Raw genomic sequence first — 14,722 nt, forward strand, 5'->3', positions numbered from 1 at the left:
CAGGCAGGCCGCTGCGCGCCGTCGCGCTGGGCGGCGGCCACGGCCTGCAGGCCACGCTGTCCGCGCTGCGGCGGCTCACCGACGACGTCACCGCCGTGGTCACGGTGGCCGACGACGGCGGCTCCTCGGGGCGGCTGCGCCGCGAGCTCGGGCTGCTGCCGCCGGGCGATCTGCGCAAGGCGCTGACCGCGTTGGCGGATGAGGACGAAGATCGTCTACTGTGGACGGACGTGTTCCAGCACCGCTTCGGCGGTTCGGGCGCGCTGGCCGGGCACGCGGTGGGCAACCTCGTGCTGGCCGGGCTCCTCGAGGTGCTCGGCGATCCGGTGGCGGTGCTGGACGAGGTGCGCAAACTGTTGGGAGTGCGTGGACGGGTGCTGCCGATGTGCCGGGTGCCACTGGACATCGAGGCCGACGTGGTCGGTCTCGACGAGGACCCCAGGTCGGTGCGCCGGATCCGCGGGCAGGTCGCCGTGGCCAGCACACCCGGCCGGGTGCAGCGGGTCCGCCTGCAGGGCGCGGCGCCCGGCGACGAGGCGCCCCGGGCCTGTGAGGAGGCGGTGGCCGCGGTCGAGGCCGCCGATGTCGTGCTGCTGGGCCCCGGCTCCTGGTTCACCAGCGTGCTGCCGCACCTGCTGGTCCCGGAGTTGCACGAGGCGCTGGTGCACACCCAGGCGCGCAAGGTGGTCGTGCTCAACCTGGTCCCGCAGCCGGGGGAGACCGAGGGTTTCTCCCCGGAGCAGCACCTGCACGTGCTCGCCGAGCACGCGCCCAGGCTCAGGGTGGACGCGGTGGTGGCCGATACCGACTCGGTGTCCACCCCCGACCGCCTGCGCCGGGCCGCGGCCGCCCTCGGCGCGGTCACCACACTGCGCAAGATCTGTCACCACGGCAGCCCGGACCGGCACGACCCGGCGGCGCTCGCGGTGAGTCTGCAGGAAGCACTAGCCGAGATCCCCGGTCCGGGCAGGCCGGCTCCCGGCGAAGAGAAGGAGGGCCGGCCATGGCGATGACCGCCTCGGTCAAGGACGAGCTGAGCCGTCTCACCGTCACCAAGACCTGCTGCCGCCGCGCCGAGGTGTCCTCGCTGCTGCGCTTCGCCGGCGGCCTGCACATCGTGGCGGGGCGCGTGGTGGTGGAGGCCGAGATCGACACCGGCTCGGCCGCGCGCAGGCTGCGCAAGGAGATCCAGGAGCTGTTCGGCCACATCAGCGACGTGCACGTGATCACTTCGGGCGGCCTGCGCAAGGGCACCCGGTACGTGGTCAGGGTGGTCAAGGACGGCGACGGCCTGGCCCGCCAGACGGGTCTGCTCGACCCCAGGGGCCGCCCGGTGCGCGGCCTGCCCGCGCACGTGGTCAGCGGCGGCACCTGCGACTCCGAGGCCGCCTGGCGCGGGGCCTTCCTCGCGCACGGCTCGCTCACCGAACCGGGCCGCTCCTCCGCCCTGGAGGTCACCTGCCCCGGCCCGGAGGCGGCGCTGGCCCTGGTCGGCGCGGCCCGCCGCCTGGGCATCCAGGCCAAGTCCCGTGAGGTCCGCGGCGCCGACCGGGTCGTGGTCCGCGACGGCGACGCCATCGGCGCGCTGCTGACCAGGCTCGGCGCCCACTCCAGCGTGCTGGCCTGGGAAGAACGCCGGATGCGCCGCGAGGTCAGGGCCACCGCCAACCGCCTGGCCAACTTCGACGACGCCAACCTGCGCCGCTCCGCCCGCGCCGCGGTCGCCGCCGCGGCCAGGGTCGAACGGGCCCTGGACATCCTCGGCAACGAGGTCCCCGACCACCTGGTCGCCGCCGGCCAGCTCCGCCTGGCCCACCGGCAGGCCTCCCTGGAGGAGCTCGGTCAGCTGGCCGAGCCGCCGATGACCAAGGACGCGGTGGCGGGCAGGATAAGGCGTCTGCTGGCCATGGCGGACAAGAAGGCCCGCGAGCTCGGCGTCGGCGACACCGAGAGCGCGGTCACCGCGGACATGCTGGACGCCTAGCGCACCCCCGGGCAGGAGCGGGCTGGGCGCGAGCAGGACCGCGCCCAGCCCGCTCCCCGCGCCGCCCGGTTCGGCGCTGGTCGTCCTCAGGTCGCGGTCCCGAACCGGAGGAACCCCGCCACCCGCGGCGCCAGGGACAGCTCACCCTCGCCGATCCCGTCCCGCACGCCGGCCAGCACGTCCGGTTCCGGCTCGCCGTAGACCTCGAAGCGGTCCACCCGGCAGTGCGCCATCACCTCCTGGATGTAGGGGTCGGCCAGCCGCCAGTGCGCCCGGACCGCCTCCGAGTCACCGAAGAGCTGGAAGCTGTGCGCGGTCATCCGGTCCTCGTCGATGAAGACCTCGACCATCAGCTGCGGCCCGTGCCGCCGGGCGAAGGCCACCGCCTCGGCGATGGCGGCGCGGAACCCGGCCAGGTGGCCCTCGGTGATCCGCATCGTGTTGTGGAAGAGCAGGATGCCGTTGTCGTCCATGGCTCCATGCTCGAACCTCCACCTTGCTGGAGGGCAAGCGCGGGGGCCTCTCGGTGACCTTGGTCTCTGTCTCGATCAAGCCAGTTCCCCGGGTGGCCGTGACCAGCGCGATTCCGGCCCGCTAGGGTGAATGCGGAAACGCCGGTATGCGCCCGGTCTTGGACGGCCGGGACGAACCTCGAGGAGACGCACCGTGACGGTTCGCGTAGGTGTGAACGGCTTTGGTCGTATCGGCCGCAACTTCTGGCGCGCGCTGGCCGCCAGCGGCCGGGACATTGAGATCGTGGCCTTCAACGACCTGGGTGACGTGGCCACGATGGCGCACCTGCTGAAGTACGACTCCATCCTGGGCCGCCTCGACGGCGAGGTGAAGGTCACCGACGAGGGTATCTCCGTCAACGGCAAGGTCATCAAGGCGCTGGCCGAGCGTGACCCGGGCAAGCTGCCGTGGAAGGACCTGGGCGTCGACGTGGTCGTCGAGTCCACTGGCTTCTTCACCGACGCCTCCGTCGCGCGCAAGCACATCGACGAGGGTGGCGCCAAGAAGGTCATCATCTCCGCCCCGGCCAAGGGCGAGGACCTGACCGTGGTGCTGGGCGCCAACGACGAGAAGTACGACGGCTCGCAGAGCATCATCTCCAACGCCTCCTGCACCACCAACTGCCTGGCGCCGATGGCGAAGGTCCTGCACGACACCTTCACCATCCAGGGCGGTCTGATGACCACCATCCACGCCTACACCCAGGACCAGAACCTGCAGGACGCCCCGCACAAGGACCTGCGCAGGGCGCGCGCGGCGGCGCTGAACATCGTGCCGACCAGCACCGGCGCGGCCAAGGCCATCGGCCTGGTGCTGCCGGAGCTCAAGGGCAAGCTGGACGGCTACGCGCTGCGGGTGCCGGTGCCGACCGGGTCGGCCACCGACCTGACCGTCACCGTCGGCCGCGAGACCTCGGTCGAGGAGGTCAACGCGGCGGTCAAGGCGGCGGCGGAGGGCGCGCTGAAGGGCATCCTGCGCTACAGCGAGGAGCCGATCGTCTCCACCGACATCGTCACCGACCCGGCGTCCTGCATCTTCGACGCGCCGCTGACCAAGGTCATCGGCAACCAGGTCAAGGTGGTCGGCTGGTACGACAACGAGTGGGGCTACTCCAACCGCCTGGTCGACCTGACCGCGCTGGTCGCCTCCAAGCTCTGACGGAGAGAAAACTGTGAAGACCCTGGCAGATCTTCTGGCCGAGGGTGTTGCGGGTCGGCGCGTCCTGGTGCGCGCCGACCTCAACGTTCCTCTGGACGGTTCCGTCATCACCGACGACGGCCGGGTACGCGCCTCGCTGCCCACCATCAAGCAGCTCTCCGAGGCCGGTGCCCGGGTCGTGGTGATGGCCCACCTCGGCCGTCCCAAGGGCAAGCCGGACCCGAAGTTCTCCCTCGGCGTGGTCGCCGTCCGCCTCGGCGACCTGCTGGGGCGCGAGGTTCTCGGCATCACCGAGATCACCGGCCAGGCCGCGCAGGCGGCGGTGGACGGGCTCGCCGACGGCGACGTGGCGCTGCTGGAGAACGTGCGCTTCGACCCGCGCGAGACCAGCAAGGACGAGGCCGAGCGGACCGGGTTCGCCCAGGAGCTGGCCGCGCTGGCCGGCCCTGACGGCGCCTTCGTCTCCGACGGTTTCGGCGTGGTGCACCGCAAGCAGGCCTCGGTCTACGACCTGGCCAAGCTGCTGCCGCACTACGCCGGTGGCCTGGTGCTGGCCGAGGTCGAGGTGCTGCGCAAGCTCACCGCGGACACCGCGCGCCCGTACGTGGTGGTGCTCGGCGGGTCCAAGGTCTCCGACAAGCTCGGCGTGATCGAGAACCTGCTCGCCAAGGTCGACCGCCTGCTCATCGGCGGCGGCATGGCCTACACCTTCCTCAAGGCCCAGGGCCACGAGGTCGGCAAGTCCCTGCTGCAGGAGGACCAGCTCGACACGGTGCGCGGCTTCCTGGCCGAGGCGGACAAGCGCGGCGTGGAGCTGGTGCTGCCGGTCGACGTGCGCACCGCCGAGCAGTTCCCCGACTTCGGCGCCGAGAGCCAGCCGGACCCGGTGGTCGTGCCGGCCGGCGGCATCCCGGCCGAGCGGATGGGCCTGGACATCGGCCCGGACACCGAGCGGCTGTTCGCGGACAAGCTCGCCGACGCCAAGACCGTGTTCTGGAACGGGCCGATGGGCGTGTTCGAGGTCGCGGAGTTCGCAGGCGGCACCCGCGCCGTGGCGCAGGCCCTGGTCGACTCCTCGGCCTTCACCGTGGTCGGCGGCGGCGACTCCGCGGCCGCGGTGCGCCAGCTCGGCCTGCCCGAGGACGGTTTCTCGCACATCTCCACCGGTGGTGGAGCCTCTCTGGAGTTCCTTGAGGGCAAGGAACTCCCCGGCGTTACCGTCCTGGAGGACTGATGGCGCGCAAGCCGTTCATCGCAGGCAACTGGAAGATGAACCTGAACCACCTGGAAGCCATCGCGCTGGTCCAGAAGTTCGCGTTCTCCCTGCCGGACAAGTACTACGACAAGGTCGACGTGGCGGTGCTGCCGCCGTTCGTGGACATCCGCAGCATCCAGACCCTCAAGGACGGCGACAAGCTGCTGCTCACCTATGGTGCGCAGGACCTCTCGCCGCACGACTCCGGCGCCTACACCGGGGACATCTCGGGTCCGATGCTGGCCAAGCTCGGCTGCGCCTGGGTGGTCGTGGGCCACTCCGAGCGCAGGGAGATCCACGGCGAGACCGACGAGCTGGTCAACAAGAAGGTGCGCGCGGCGCTCAAGCACGGCATCTCGCCGATCTTCTGCATCGGCGAGAAGCTGGAGATCCGCGAGGCGGGCACGCACGTGGAGTACACCACCGACCAGCTCATCGCCGGGCTCAAGGGCCTCAAGGCCGAGCAGGTCCAGCAGGTCGTGGTGGCGTATGAGCCGGTGTGGGCCATCGGCACCGGCCGGGTGGCCAGCGCGGCCGACGCGCAGGAGGTCTGCGGCGCGATCCGCGCCAAGCTCGCCGAGAAGTACGGCCCCGAGGTGGCCGGTGCGGTGCGCGTGCTCTACGGCGGCTCGGTCAAGTCCGGCAACATCGCCGAGCTGATCAAGCAGGAGGACATCGACGGCGCCCTGGTCGGCGGAGCCAGCCTGGACGCCGAGGAGTTCGCCAAGCTCTGCGCCCTCGCCGCGGGCGGCCCGCTGCCGTAAGGCCGCGATCTGCCATTACGTAGTGCAATCGCCATTACGTACGGCAATGATCCGGAGGGCGGTCCAAGTCGGCCGCTCTTACCGGTACTCTGTGACGTCTACCGCGGTACGGCGAGGATGAGATGAAGCTGACTCTTCAGATTGTGTTGATCGTGTCCAGCGTGGTGCTGGTGCTCCTGGTGCTGCTGCACCGCGGCCGTGGCGGCGGGCTTTCCTCGCTGTTCGGTGGCGGCATGCAGTCGAGCCTGTCCGGCTCAAGCGTGGTGGAGAAGAACCTGGACCGGCTCACGCTGTTCTTCGGCGCGATCTGGTTGATCTCCATCATCGGTGTCGGCCTGTTGATGAAGCTCGCGCCAGCGGCGGCAGGCTGAGGGAACCGGATCCGGCCGTCGACCGTTCCCACTGTTGACAGTCCGGATCCGGACTTGACAAGTGAACACAGGCACCAGGGGCAAATACATGACGGGGGAAGTGAGGGTCGATGGCTGGCGGTAACGCGATCCGCGGCACCCGAGTCGGTGCTGGCCCGATGGGCGAGTCCGAACGAGGGGAGTCGGCGCCGAGGCAACGGGTGGCCTACTTCTGTGCCAACGGGCACGAGGTCCGGCCGTCGTTCGCCTTGGAGGCCGAGGTACCGGAGAGCTGGGACTGCCCGCGCTGCGGGCTCCCGGCAGGCCGCAACGAGCAGGCGCCCCCGGCCGCGCCACGCAACGAGCCCTACAAGACTCACCTGGCCTACGTGAAGGAGCGCCGCTCCGACGCCGACGGCCAGGCGATCCTGGAGGAGGCGCTGGCCCGCCTGCGGGCCCAGCGCGGCGAGGGCTAGCCGGCGGGTGCAGCCTTGCGGGTCGGGTAGGTGTCGCAGTCCGGCGCGCGTTGCAGCAGTGAGCGGGACGGCCGTGGGGGCATGGCCGGGTAGTGGGTAAGTAGCAGGGGTCAGAACAACGACAGGCCCGGGGGCGGGTACGCCTCCGGGCCTTCTGCTGTCCGCCCCGAGCCCAGCATCGAGCCTGGCTCCGCCTCGCCACGGCACCCCTCTCGCTCTCCTCCTCCTCCCCGCGCCGGCCCCGCCCCCCGCCCCCGCCGCCAAGACGACCGGTCATATTCAGCGTGCTGTGGGCACCCACGGCCAGGTAACGCCAGATGACCGGTCGTCTTGAGCCACCGCTGAATATGACCGGTCGTCTTGATCCCCGTGCCTGCGCCCGCGCCGCGACCGCCCCGATGGTCGTTGTGGGTGGACTACCTCGATCGCCCCCACCCACCCCGTCCCGCCCTCGGTAGCGTCCACCCCATGGCCGAACACCTGATCGTCACCACCACCGTCAACACCCCCGAGGCCGCACACGCGCTCGCCGCCGCCGCCGTCGAGGCGCGGCTGGCCGCCTGTGTCCAGATCGTGCCGGTGACCAGTGTCTACCGCTGGGACGGGGCGACCCAGACAGACGGTGAGTGGCGGGTGGAGTGCAAGACCGTGGCGGGGCGGGTGGAGGAGTTGCTGGCGCAGTTGCGGGGTTCGCACAGCTATGACGTGCCGGAGCTGATCGTGACGCCGGTGGTCGGGGGCGGGGCGGACTACCTGGACTGGGTCGCCGCGGAGACCCGTTAGCCGGCGGTGAACCGGGTGACCGCGCGGTAGAAGCGCTCCGGTTCCTTCCCGGTCGGGGTGGTCCAGGACGCCGTCGACGAACTCGGCGTAGCGGCGCATCGTCTACTGGCCGGCGGGCAGCCTGCCGCTCTGACCGGTGCCGACCGGTTCGAGGTAGACCATGGTCAGGTGACGCTCCGGCTCCGGCATCCGCAGGTACTCCCAGTGGATGCCGGGACCGCCGGAGTGGACGAGGCAGACCAGTCTCGCGCCCGTCACGTGCTAGCGCTGGCGGATGCCGCCGATCTCGATGGTGTGCGTTCCGGGGGACAGGACGTCGGTCATGCGCTCAGCATGAGCCGGTCCGGCGCCCCCGGAACGCGCCGGTCAGGGCTTGTCACCGCGAGACAGGGAACCTTGCCCCCGGTGTCATTGGGCTGACAGGTGGAGTTCCGCCGGGCTGGGTTCGCGGGGCCGGGGGTGGCGCAGCATCGCCAGGTGCTCGCTTGAGGTCAGCGCGGGCGGTCCGGCGGCGGGAGCGTGCGTGGTCCGCCGGATCGGGACCGGTGGCGGGGCTGGGTCGGGTGCCGGCGGGGGAGCCGACGACGCGGAGTGCTTGGCCGTGATCGGCAGCGGCGCGGTGGTGTGGGCCGCGGTTGCCGGAGCCGGGACCGCGCGGGCCGCAGCCGCATGGGCCGGGACTGAGCGGGCGGGGCCCGGGTCGGTCGGCACTGAGCGGGCCGGGGCCGTCGTGGCCGGGACCGAGCGGGCCGGGGCCGAGTGGGCTGGGACTGAGCGGGCCGGGGCCGGATCGGCCGGGCCTGAGCTGGCCGGGACCGAGCGGGCCGCAGCGGAACGCGCCGGAACCGAATGCGCCGGAGTGGAGTTCGCCGGAGCCGAATGCGCCGTCACCGAGTAGTGGGCCGGGGCCGGGGGGATCGGCGCCGAGTGCGCAGCGGGGATCGGCGTGGCCGGTGCGGGGGCGGCCAGGTTCTCCGGGGTGAGCGGGAAGCTGGCGCGGACCACGTAGCCGCCGTCCTCCGTGGGCTGCGCGGTGAGCGTGCCGCCGAGCATGGCCGCGCGCTCGCGCAGGCCCATCAGGCCGTGGCCGCCGGGGGGCAGCGGTGCGAGGCCGTCCTGGGCGCGGGGGCAGGCGTTGCGCACCTCCACGTGCAGGCTGCCCGAGGCCAGGCCCAGGTGCACCGTGACCGGGGCGCCGGAGGCGTGCTTGCCGATGTTGGTCAGTGCCTCCTGCACCGTCCGGTACACCGCGCAGCCCAGCTGCGGGGACACCGGGCCGGGCATCGGGCCCATGGTCAGCGTGGCGGGCAGGCCGCAGTCGGCGACCAGCTGGGGCACGTCTTCCAGGGTCGGTTGCACGGCTTCGCAGTCCAGGGTGGAGGAGCGCAGCAGGCCGACCAGGTTGCGCAGCTCTTCCAGGGTGCGGTTGGACAGCTTGCGGATGGTCTGCGCGATCTCCTTGGAGTCCGCGTCCTCGGCCACCATCTGCAGCGCGCCTGCCTGGATCGCGATCAGCGTGACCTGGTGGGACACCACGTCGTGCATCTCGCGGGCCAGCCGGGTCCGCTCCTCGGCGCGCACCGCGTGGTCGTGCAGCCGCTGCTGCTTCTCCCGGCCGGCGGCCAGCTCGGTGAGCCTGCCGGTCAGCTCGCACCGGGCCCGCACCAGCAGGCCGACGGTGACCGGGGTGCCCGACAGCAGCGCGGCGTACAGGGCGCGCAGGAGCGCCTCGTGCGGGGCCACGTCGGGGAAGACCTGCATCGGGCCCAGGGTGAGGCAGCCACCGAAGACCAGCAGTGCGCCCGCGACGGTCTGCCAGTCCAGCTTGCGCGACCTGGCCACCGTGTACAGCGCGACCATCGCGGCCAGCACGGTGAAGCCCACCACGAGGCCGGGAATGGTCAGCACCAGCGCGGTGCGCGGGAACTCCCTGCGGAACAGCAGCGCCAGGCAGGCCAGCGCGGGCAGCAGGAACGTGTAATGCGTCGAGGGCGCCGTGTTCACCACGACGTCCAGACCCGCCAGGGTGAGCAACCCCAGGTCGGTCAGCGTGCGCCGCAGGCAGCGCAGTCCGTCCGGCCCGCGGTCGCCGCGGGTTTCCGTGCTCACGTTTGTCCTAGGGGCGGCCTGACGCAGGCCGGGCCCGGACAACCTCTTCGTGACCAGAGCAGCACCTCCGAGTCACCCGTCCGATCGACCCCACCGTACGGCAGCTTGCTGCCAAAAAACAGAGCCAGTTGACAAGTCTGTCCAGCTTGTCATGATCTGCGGGCAGCTGACTCGGCAGGCAGCCTGAGGACTTGTCAAAGTTTGTCAGATTGACCAAGTCATGCGTGACTACGCAGCGTGTTCCCTGTTCGGCTGCTCGACCGACTCGTTGCTCCGAACGTGGGCGTGTCATCAGTTTGACAACTTTGAACCAGTTGTCCGGCCATCGAACGGTCCAGTAACCCCTGGTGTTGACCGGGCAAATGGTACAGACCATTACGTCCGGTGGCGGTGCGCGGGAAATCGGCACACAGTTACCGCCGTCCGAGGGAACCGAGCGGGCCGTTGCCTAGTCTGACCGGGCGACAGGGTGGAATGGGGGGCGAGTGAAAGGTGAATGTTTGTGGACCCCGAAGCGTGGGTAGCGCGCATGGAGCGGGAGAACCGGGCCCGGCTGGCCGCCGTGGACGCGGTCTCCGGTGAACTGCAGCAGCTGAGCGGCCGCGCCAGCACCCCGGACGGGAAGATCAGCGTCGAGGTGCACGTCAACGGGACGCTCAAGGACGTGCAGATCCACCCCTCGCTGGTGGACGCCTCACTGCGCAACCTCGGCCAGCTGCTCGTGCAGCTCGCCCAGCAGGCCCAGGCGCAGGCGGGCCGCCAGCTGGAGGAGGTGGTCACGCCGCTGTTCGGCGACGCCACCCAGACCATGGCCATGCTGCGCGGCTACCTGCCGCCCGCCGAGGACGAGGACGCCCCCGGCCAGCCAGGTCAGCCGCCGCAGGCCCAGCGGGAACCGAACGCCCCGCCGCGCCCGTCCCAGCCGCCGCGGCAGCCGCGGCCGGACCGGGACGAGGACGAGGACGACTTCGGCGGCCCGATCCTGCGCTGAGCGGGTTCGGCTGGCACACCCACTGGGGAAGGCAGTTATGACGGCTGACAAGTTCACCACCAAGAGCGCCGAGCTGGAGAAGTACGCGGCCACCCTCCAGCGCATCGGCGAGGGCCTGTCCGGGCAGGCCACCGCCGCGGCGGGCATCCAGCTGGGCCACGAGGCCTACGGCGTGATCGGCATGCGCTTCGCAGGCGACCTGAACAAGCAGGCCGCCGAGGCCAGGGCGCAGATCGAGGACGGCGCGCAGGGATTGCAGGACGTGGCGAAGTCGCTCAAGGACGCCGCGCTGACCTACCAGCAAGCGGAGGACGGCATCCGCGACTCCTTCGACGGGAAGAAGTGAGCTGACGATGGAGTGGTTCTCCAACTTCGACGGCGCGACCAAGTCCCTGGACGGCTCTGGCGCGATCGGCAGCACTGCGGAGACGGTCTCGGCGCTGGTGCAGGGCGAGTTCCCGGAGGCGGGCGCCTCCGCGGCCGGGCTGGCCTTCGACGCGGTGGGCGTGGTCATGGACCCGTTCGGCTCGCTGCTGGAGGCAGGCATCGGCTGGGCGATGGAGCACATCGGCCCGCTCAAGGAGTGCCTGGACTACGTCAGCGGGGACGACGGCGAGGTCAAGAAGGGCGTGCTGGCCTGGCACAACGTGTCCAAGGAGATCACCGACCTGGCCACCGACACCCGCAACGAGCTCAACGCGCAGATCGGCGGCTGGAGCGGTGACGCGCAGCTGGCGTTCAAAGAGCAGATGACCATCGTCAACGACAGCCTGCTGGCCATCAGCGGCGAGGCCAAGGCCACCTCCGAGGCCGCGGGCGGACTCGGCCAGGCGATGGCCGTGGTGCGCGCGATCGTGCGGGACACCATCTCGATCGTGGTCGCCGAGATCATCAAGGCCATGGTCGCGGCCGGCCTGACCGCCTTCTTCACCTTCGGCGCCTCCATCGCCGCCGGGGTGTCCTGGGTGATCGCCAGGGTCGGCATGGCGGTCTCGAAGATCATGAAGTACTTCACCAAGTTCCTGCGCCTGTGCCAGGGCGTGAACCGGGTGCTGTCCACGATGATCCAGAACATGGCCAAGGCGGCCAGCAAGATCAAGGGCCTCGGCGGCCTCGGCAAGTACAGCCGCAGCGGGTTCGACCTGTCCAAGAGCGTCAGCAAAACCAACCAGAGCATGTTGCGCGGGCTCAGAGGCAACAGAGGCGAGCAGATACCCCGGCTGGACGGCTTGAAGGACGACTACGGGCAGGCCGCCGAGTACGGCAAGCAGGTCGGCAAGGAAGTCGGCAAGGAGTACCTGTGGCAGGCCCCGATCAAGGTCGGCCTTGAGGCGGGCAAGACCGCGGTGAAGGACGACTTCAACCCGGAGAACATCGAGCAGAACGAGAAGAAGGGCTGGTGGGAGAAGTAGCTCCCGCCCGCTGACGCGAAGGCCCGGTCCCGGCGGACCGGGCCTTCCGCGCGTTCAGGAGCGGTAGAAGCGGCGGGCGCGCCGCCACCCGGCCGGGTTGAGCCGCCTGGCCAGCGCGGGCCCGAACCGCCGGGACACTCCCAGCGCCAGCAGCAGCGCGCCGACCAGCAGGAAGGTGATCCGCAAGCCCCACTGCGGGCCGCGCGGAGCCAGTGGCGTGGTGGACAGCTCGGTGCGTCCCCACAGGCTGGGTTGCCGGCCCCACACCTCGATGTCCCCGGCCTCGCGCTGGGCGCGGGTGAGGCTCAGGTTGCCGCGCTCGGTGCTGCGGTCGTCCCAGGTGACGGTGACCGCGCAGTAGCCGGTGGCGCAGGGTTCGGCGAGGGTGGCCCGGCCGTGCAGTGGGGCGGGTTCCGGCCGGAAGGTCAGGGCGAACAGGGTGAGCAGGGTCAGGCCGAGGAGTCCGGCGATGAGCCGGACGGTGATGATCACCGCGTAGGCCAGGCGGGGGAAGCGGCGGTAGAGCTGCTCGTGGTCGGGGTGTGCGCCGGGGTAGGGCATGGCTCAGGCGGGGACCCGGGCGGCGGCGGTCCGGTCGAGCAGCCACAGGGTGCGCTCGGCGCCGCGGGCGCCGGCGGCCGGGATGTCGACCTCGGACACGCCGGTCAGGGCCTGGGCCACGGGGTCGGCCTTGGCCTCGCCGGTGGTCATCAGCCAGACCTCGCGGGCCGCCCGGATCGCGGGCAGGGTCAGGCTGACCCTGGTGGGCGGGGGCTTGGGGCAGTCGCGGACGGCGACCACGGTGCGCTCGGTCTCGTGCACGGCGGGGGAGTCCGGGAAGATCGAGGCGGTGTGGCCCTCCTCGCCGACGCCCAGCAGGCACACGTCGAAGGCGGGCACCGCGCCGGCACCGGCCGCGGCCAGGATCTCGGCGTAGGCGGCGGCCGCGGCGTCCGGGTCGTCGCCGAAGCGGCCGTCACTGGGCTCCATCGCGTGCACGCGGGCCGCCTCGACCGGGATGTGGTCGAGCAGGGCGGCCCGGGCCTGGGTCTCGTTGCGGTCCGGATGGCCGGCCGGCAAGAACCTTTCGTCCCCCCAGTACAGGTCCACCCGGCCCCAGTCCACCGCGTCCCTGGCGGCCAGGTGGCGCACCTGCTCCAGCACCGCGTTGCCGGTGCGGCCGCCGGTGAGCACCAGCGAGGCCGCGCCGCGCGCCGACTGGGCGTCCACCAGCGCCGTGACCAGGCGCGCGGCGGCCGCGGCGGCGAGCAGTTCCTGGTTGGCGTGCACCACTACCTGCGGTCGGCTCATGGTCATCCATCCTGCCCTATCGGCCTACGGAGTGAGCCCGTAGGGGACCGGGGTCGCGGATCATCCCCGGGGTGGCAGACGGGGACCCGGCCGGTGCGCGAGCGTCGGTGCGGTCATCGTCACCACGAGGAAGGGGGACTCGATGCGGTCGACCACCCGAGCGCTGGGCGTGCTGCTGACCGGTTCGGCGCTGCTGCTGTCCACCGGTACGGCTGCCGCGCGGCCCGGCCCGGACCGGAGCATCACCTGGGCGCCATGCCCGGAGGACAAGAACGTCGAGTGCGGCACGCTGCGGCTGCCCGTCGACTGGGCCGATCCGGCGGGGGAGGAGTTTGATCTCGCCGTCGCCCGGCGGAAGGCGCTGGACCCGGCGCGGCGGATCGGCGTGCTGCTGGTCAACCCCGGTGGCCCTGGCGGTTCGGGCGTCAGCTTCGCGTTGCGGGCCGACTCGACCTTCAGCCCGGAGGTGTTGCGGCGCTTCGACATCGTCGGGTTCGACCCGAGGGGTGTGGCGCGCAGCCATCCGGTGCGCTGCTCGGCGGAGCTGCTTCGGCGCCAGCCCTCCCGGTACCCGGGGACCCAGGCGGAGTTCGACCGGCTGGTCGCCTTCAACCGGGAGGTCCAGGCCGACTGCCGGGCCCGGACCGGGCCGCTGGCCGGGCACGTCGACGCCAAGGCGGTGACCACGGACATGGACGCGCTGCGCGCCGCCCTCGGTGAGCGGCAGATCAGCTACTTCGGGGTCTCCTACGGCTCGCTGTACGGCCAGCGCTACGCCGAGGACCACGGCCACCGGGTCCGGGCGATGGTCCTGGACTCGGGCATGGACCACAGCCTGGGCGCGACCGCCTTCGCCGCCACCGAGGCCGCCGCGGCCGGGGACTCCTTCCACGAGTGGGTCCGCTGGTGCGAGCGCACCCCCGGCTGCGCCCTGCACGGCCGGAACCTGGTGCGGGAGTGGGACGAGCTGCTGGCGCGGGCCGACCGGGGCGAGGTCAGGGACCCCGCCGATCCCGGCCGCTCGCTCACCTCGGCCGAGCTGACCGAGCGGGCGTTCATGCACCTGCGCGACCCGGCCTGGGCGGAGCTGGCCGACTACGTCAAAGCCGTGCTGGACCAGCGGCCGCGGGCGCTGGCCGCGCCACCGGAGACCGCGCCGAACCCGTTCCCGTTCGTCTTCTGCCAGGACTGGCGGATGGCGGTGCGCACCCTCGGCGACCTGACCCGGATCACCGAGCTGACCCGCCGGATCGCGCCGCGCCTGCGGGGCTCCCTGGCCGGGCAGCTGGCGGTGACCGGCTGCCTCGGCGCGCCCCCGGCCACCAGCCCGCAGCGCGAGCCCCGGCTGACCACCGCGCCCAGGCTGTTGCTGCTGCACGCCGCGCACGACCCGATCAGCCCGTACGCGTGGGCGGTCAACCTGCACCGGCAGGCCCGCGGCGGCACCGCGTTGCTCACCTACGACGGCTGGGGCCACGGGGTCTACCGGCGCAGCGCCTGCACCAGGGCCGCGCTGGAGGAGCACCTGGTCCACGGCAGGCTGCCCGCCGAGGGCGCGCGCTGCGCCGCGGTCGAGTGAGCGGGTGGCGGCACCGACCATCGGCCGGTGCCGCCGC

At 71.8% G+C, this 14,722-nt stretch carries 17 protein-coding genes; 12 read left to right on the plus strand and 5 right to left on the minus strand.

Annotated elements, in window-relative coordinates:
- Positions 1 to 11: 11 nt before the first annotated feature.
- Entirely contained in the window at positions 12 to 1,013 is a 1,002-nt protein-coding gene (gene yvcK / locus M8C13_RS17340) for a uridine diphosphate-N-acetylglucosamine-binding protein YvcK (RefSeq protein ID WP_252481736.1), read from the plus strand.
- Positions 1,004 to 1,984 carry a DNA-binding protein WhiA gene (whiA, locus tag M8C13_RS17345; protein ID WP_252481644.1) on the plus strand — a complete coding sequence of 327 codons (981 nt, stop codon included), beginning with the start codon at positions 1,004 to 1,006 and terminating at the stop codon, positions 1,982 to 1,984. The genes yvcK and whiA overlap by 10 nt, the downstream gene beginning before the upstream one ends.
- Before the next feature lie 86 nt (positions 1,985 to 2,070).
- On the opposite strand, the gene M8C13_RS17350 is transcribed toward whiA, so the two are convergent.
- Positions 2,071 to 2,457 (minus strand): hypothetical protein, encoded by a 387-nt coding sequence (locus M8C13_RS17350; RefSeq protein WP_252481645.1) that lies wholly within the window; start codon positions 2,455 to 2,457, stop codon positions 2,071 to 2,073.
- A 193-nt stretch (positions 2,458 to 2,650) separates the two neighbouring features.
- Between M8C13_RS17350 and gap the strand changes: the two genes are divergently transcribed.
- The 6 genes from gap (at position 2,651) to cutA (ending at position 7,283) form a co-directional block, all read left to right on the plus strand.
- A complete protein-coding gene (gene gap / locus M8C13_RS17355; RefSeq protein WP_252481646.1) occupies positions 2,651 to 3,655 on the plus strand; it encodes a type I glyceraldehyde-3-phosphate dehydrogenase in 1,005 nt (334 codons plus the stop codon).
- Between the two features lie 13 nt (positions 3,656 to 3,668).
- Positions 3,669 to 4,889 carry a phosphoglycerate kinase gene (pgk, locus tag M8C13_RS17360; RefSeq protein ID WP_252481647.1) on the plus strand — a complete coding sequence of 407 codons (1,221 nt, stop codon included), beginning with the start codon at positions 3,669 to 3,671 and terminating at the stop codon, positions 4,887 to 4,889.
- Complete coding sequence (gene tpiA, locus M8C13_RS17365; RefSeq protein WP_252481648.1) at positions 4,889 to 5,674, plus strand: triose-phosphate isomerase; 786 nt, start codon at positions 4,889 to 4,891, stop codon at positions 5,672 to 5,674. Before pgk ends, tpiA begins: the two co-directional genes overlap by 1 nt.
- 122 nt (positions 5,675 to 5,796) lie before the next feature.
- Positions 5,797 to 6,045 carry a preprotein translocase subunit SecG gene (gene secG, locus M8C13_RS17370; RefSeq protein ID WP_252481649.1) on the plus strand — a complete coding sequence of 83 codons (249 nt, stop codon included), beginning with the start codon at positions 5,797 to 5,799 and terminating at the stop codon, positions 6,043 to 6,045.
- Positions 6,046 to 6,155: 110 nt separating this feature from the next.
- A complete protein-coding gene (locus M8C13_RS17375; protein WP_252481650.1) occupies positions 6,156 to 6,500 on the plus strand; it encodes an RNA polymerase-binding protein RbpA in 345 nt (114 codons plus the stop codon).
- A 468-nt stretch (positions 6,501 to 6,968) separates the two neighbouring features.
- Positions 6,969 to 7,283: a divalent-cation tolerance protein CutA gene (gene cutA / locus M8C13_RS17380; protein ID WP_252481651.1), complete on the plus strand. Its 315-nt coding sequence runs from the start codon at positions 6,969 to 6,971 to the stop codon at positions 7,281 to 7,283.
- A gap of 102 nt (positions 7,284 to 7,385) precedes the next feature.
- Here cutA and M8C13_RS17385 read toward each other — a convergent pair whose 3' ends face one another.
- A complete protein-coding gene (locus tag M8C13_RS17385; RefSeq protein ID WP_252481652.1) occupies positions 7,386 to 7,541 on the minus strand; it encodes a hypothetical protein in 156 nt (51 codons plus the stop codon).
- Between the two features lie 150 nt (positions 7,542 to 7,691).
- Positions 7,692 to 9,392: a sensor histidine kinase gene (locus M8C13_RS17390; RefSeq protein WP_252481653.1), complete on the minus strand. Its 1,701-nt coding sequence runs from the start codon at positions 9,390 to 9,392 to the stop codon at positions 7,692 to 7,694.
- 502 nt (positions 9,393 to 9,894) lie between these two features.
- On the opposite strand from M8C13_RS17390, the gene M8C13_RS17395 reads away from it, so the two are divergent.
- From M8C13_RS17395 to M8C13_RS17405, 3 genes are read left to right on the plus strand one after another with little or no spacing between them, the layout of a single operon-like run.
- On the plus strand, positions 9,895 to 10,383 hold the full coding sequence (locus M8C13_RS17395) for a YbaB/EbfC family nucleoid-associated protein (RefSeq protein WP_252481654.1): 489 nt from the start codon (positions 9,895 to 9,897) through the stop codon (positions 10,381 to 10,383).
- 37 nt (positions 10,384 to 10,420) lie between these two features.
- Positions 10,421 to 10,729 carry a type VII secretion target gene (locus M8C13_RS17400; protein ID WP_252481655.1) on the plus strand — a complete coding sequence of 103 codons (309 nt, stop codon included), beginning with the start codon at positions 10,421 to 10,423 and terminating at the stop codon, positions 10,727 to 10,729.
- Positions 10,730 to 10,736: 7 nt separating this feature from the next.
- Positions 10,737 to 11,795: a WXG100 family type VII secretion target gene (locus M8C13_RS17405; RefSeq protein WP_252481656.1), complete on the plus strand. Its 1,059-nt coding sequence runs from the start codon at positions 10,737 to 10,739 to the stop codon at positions 11,793 to 11,795.
- 54 nt (positions 11,796 to 11,849) lie between these two features.
- Here the strand turns inward: M8C13_RS17405 and M8C13_RS17410 are convergent, their stop codons facing one another.
- Both M8C13_RS17410 and pgl read right to left on the minus strand, forming a co-directional pair.
- Entirely contained in the window at positions 11,850 to 12,356 is a 507-nt protein-coding gene (locus tag M8C13_RS17410; protein ID WP_252481657.1) for a hypothetical protein, read from the minus strand.
- 3 nt (positions 12,357 to 12,359) lie between these two features.
- On the minus strand, positions 12,360 to 13,106 hold the full coding sequence (gene pgl / locus M8C13_RS17415; RefSeq protein ID WP_252481658.1) for a 6-phosphogluconolactonase: 747 nt from the start codon (positions 13,104 to 13,106) through the stop codon (positions 12,360 to 12,362).
- Between the two features lie 142 nt (positions 13,107 to 13,248).
- Here pgl and M8C13_RS17420 point away from each other — a divergent pair, with 142 nt between their 5' ends.
- Positions 13,249 to 14,685, plus strand: coding sequence for an alpha/beta fold hydrolase (locus M8C13_RS17420; RefSeq protein ID WP_252481659.1), 1,437 nt, complete (start codon positions 13,249 to 13,251; stop codon positions 14,683 to 14,685).
- Positions 14,686 to 14,722: the final 37 nt, after the last annotated feature.

This window comes from Crossiella sp. SN42, from assembly GCF_023897065.1.
GTDB lineage: Bacteria > Actinomycetota > Actinomycetes > Mycobacteriales > Pseudonocardiaceae > Crossiella.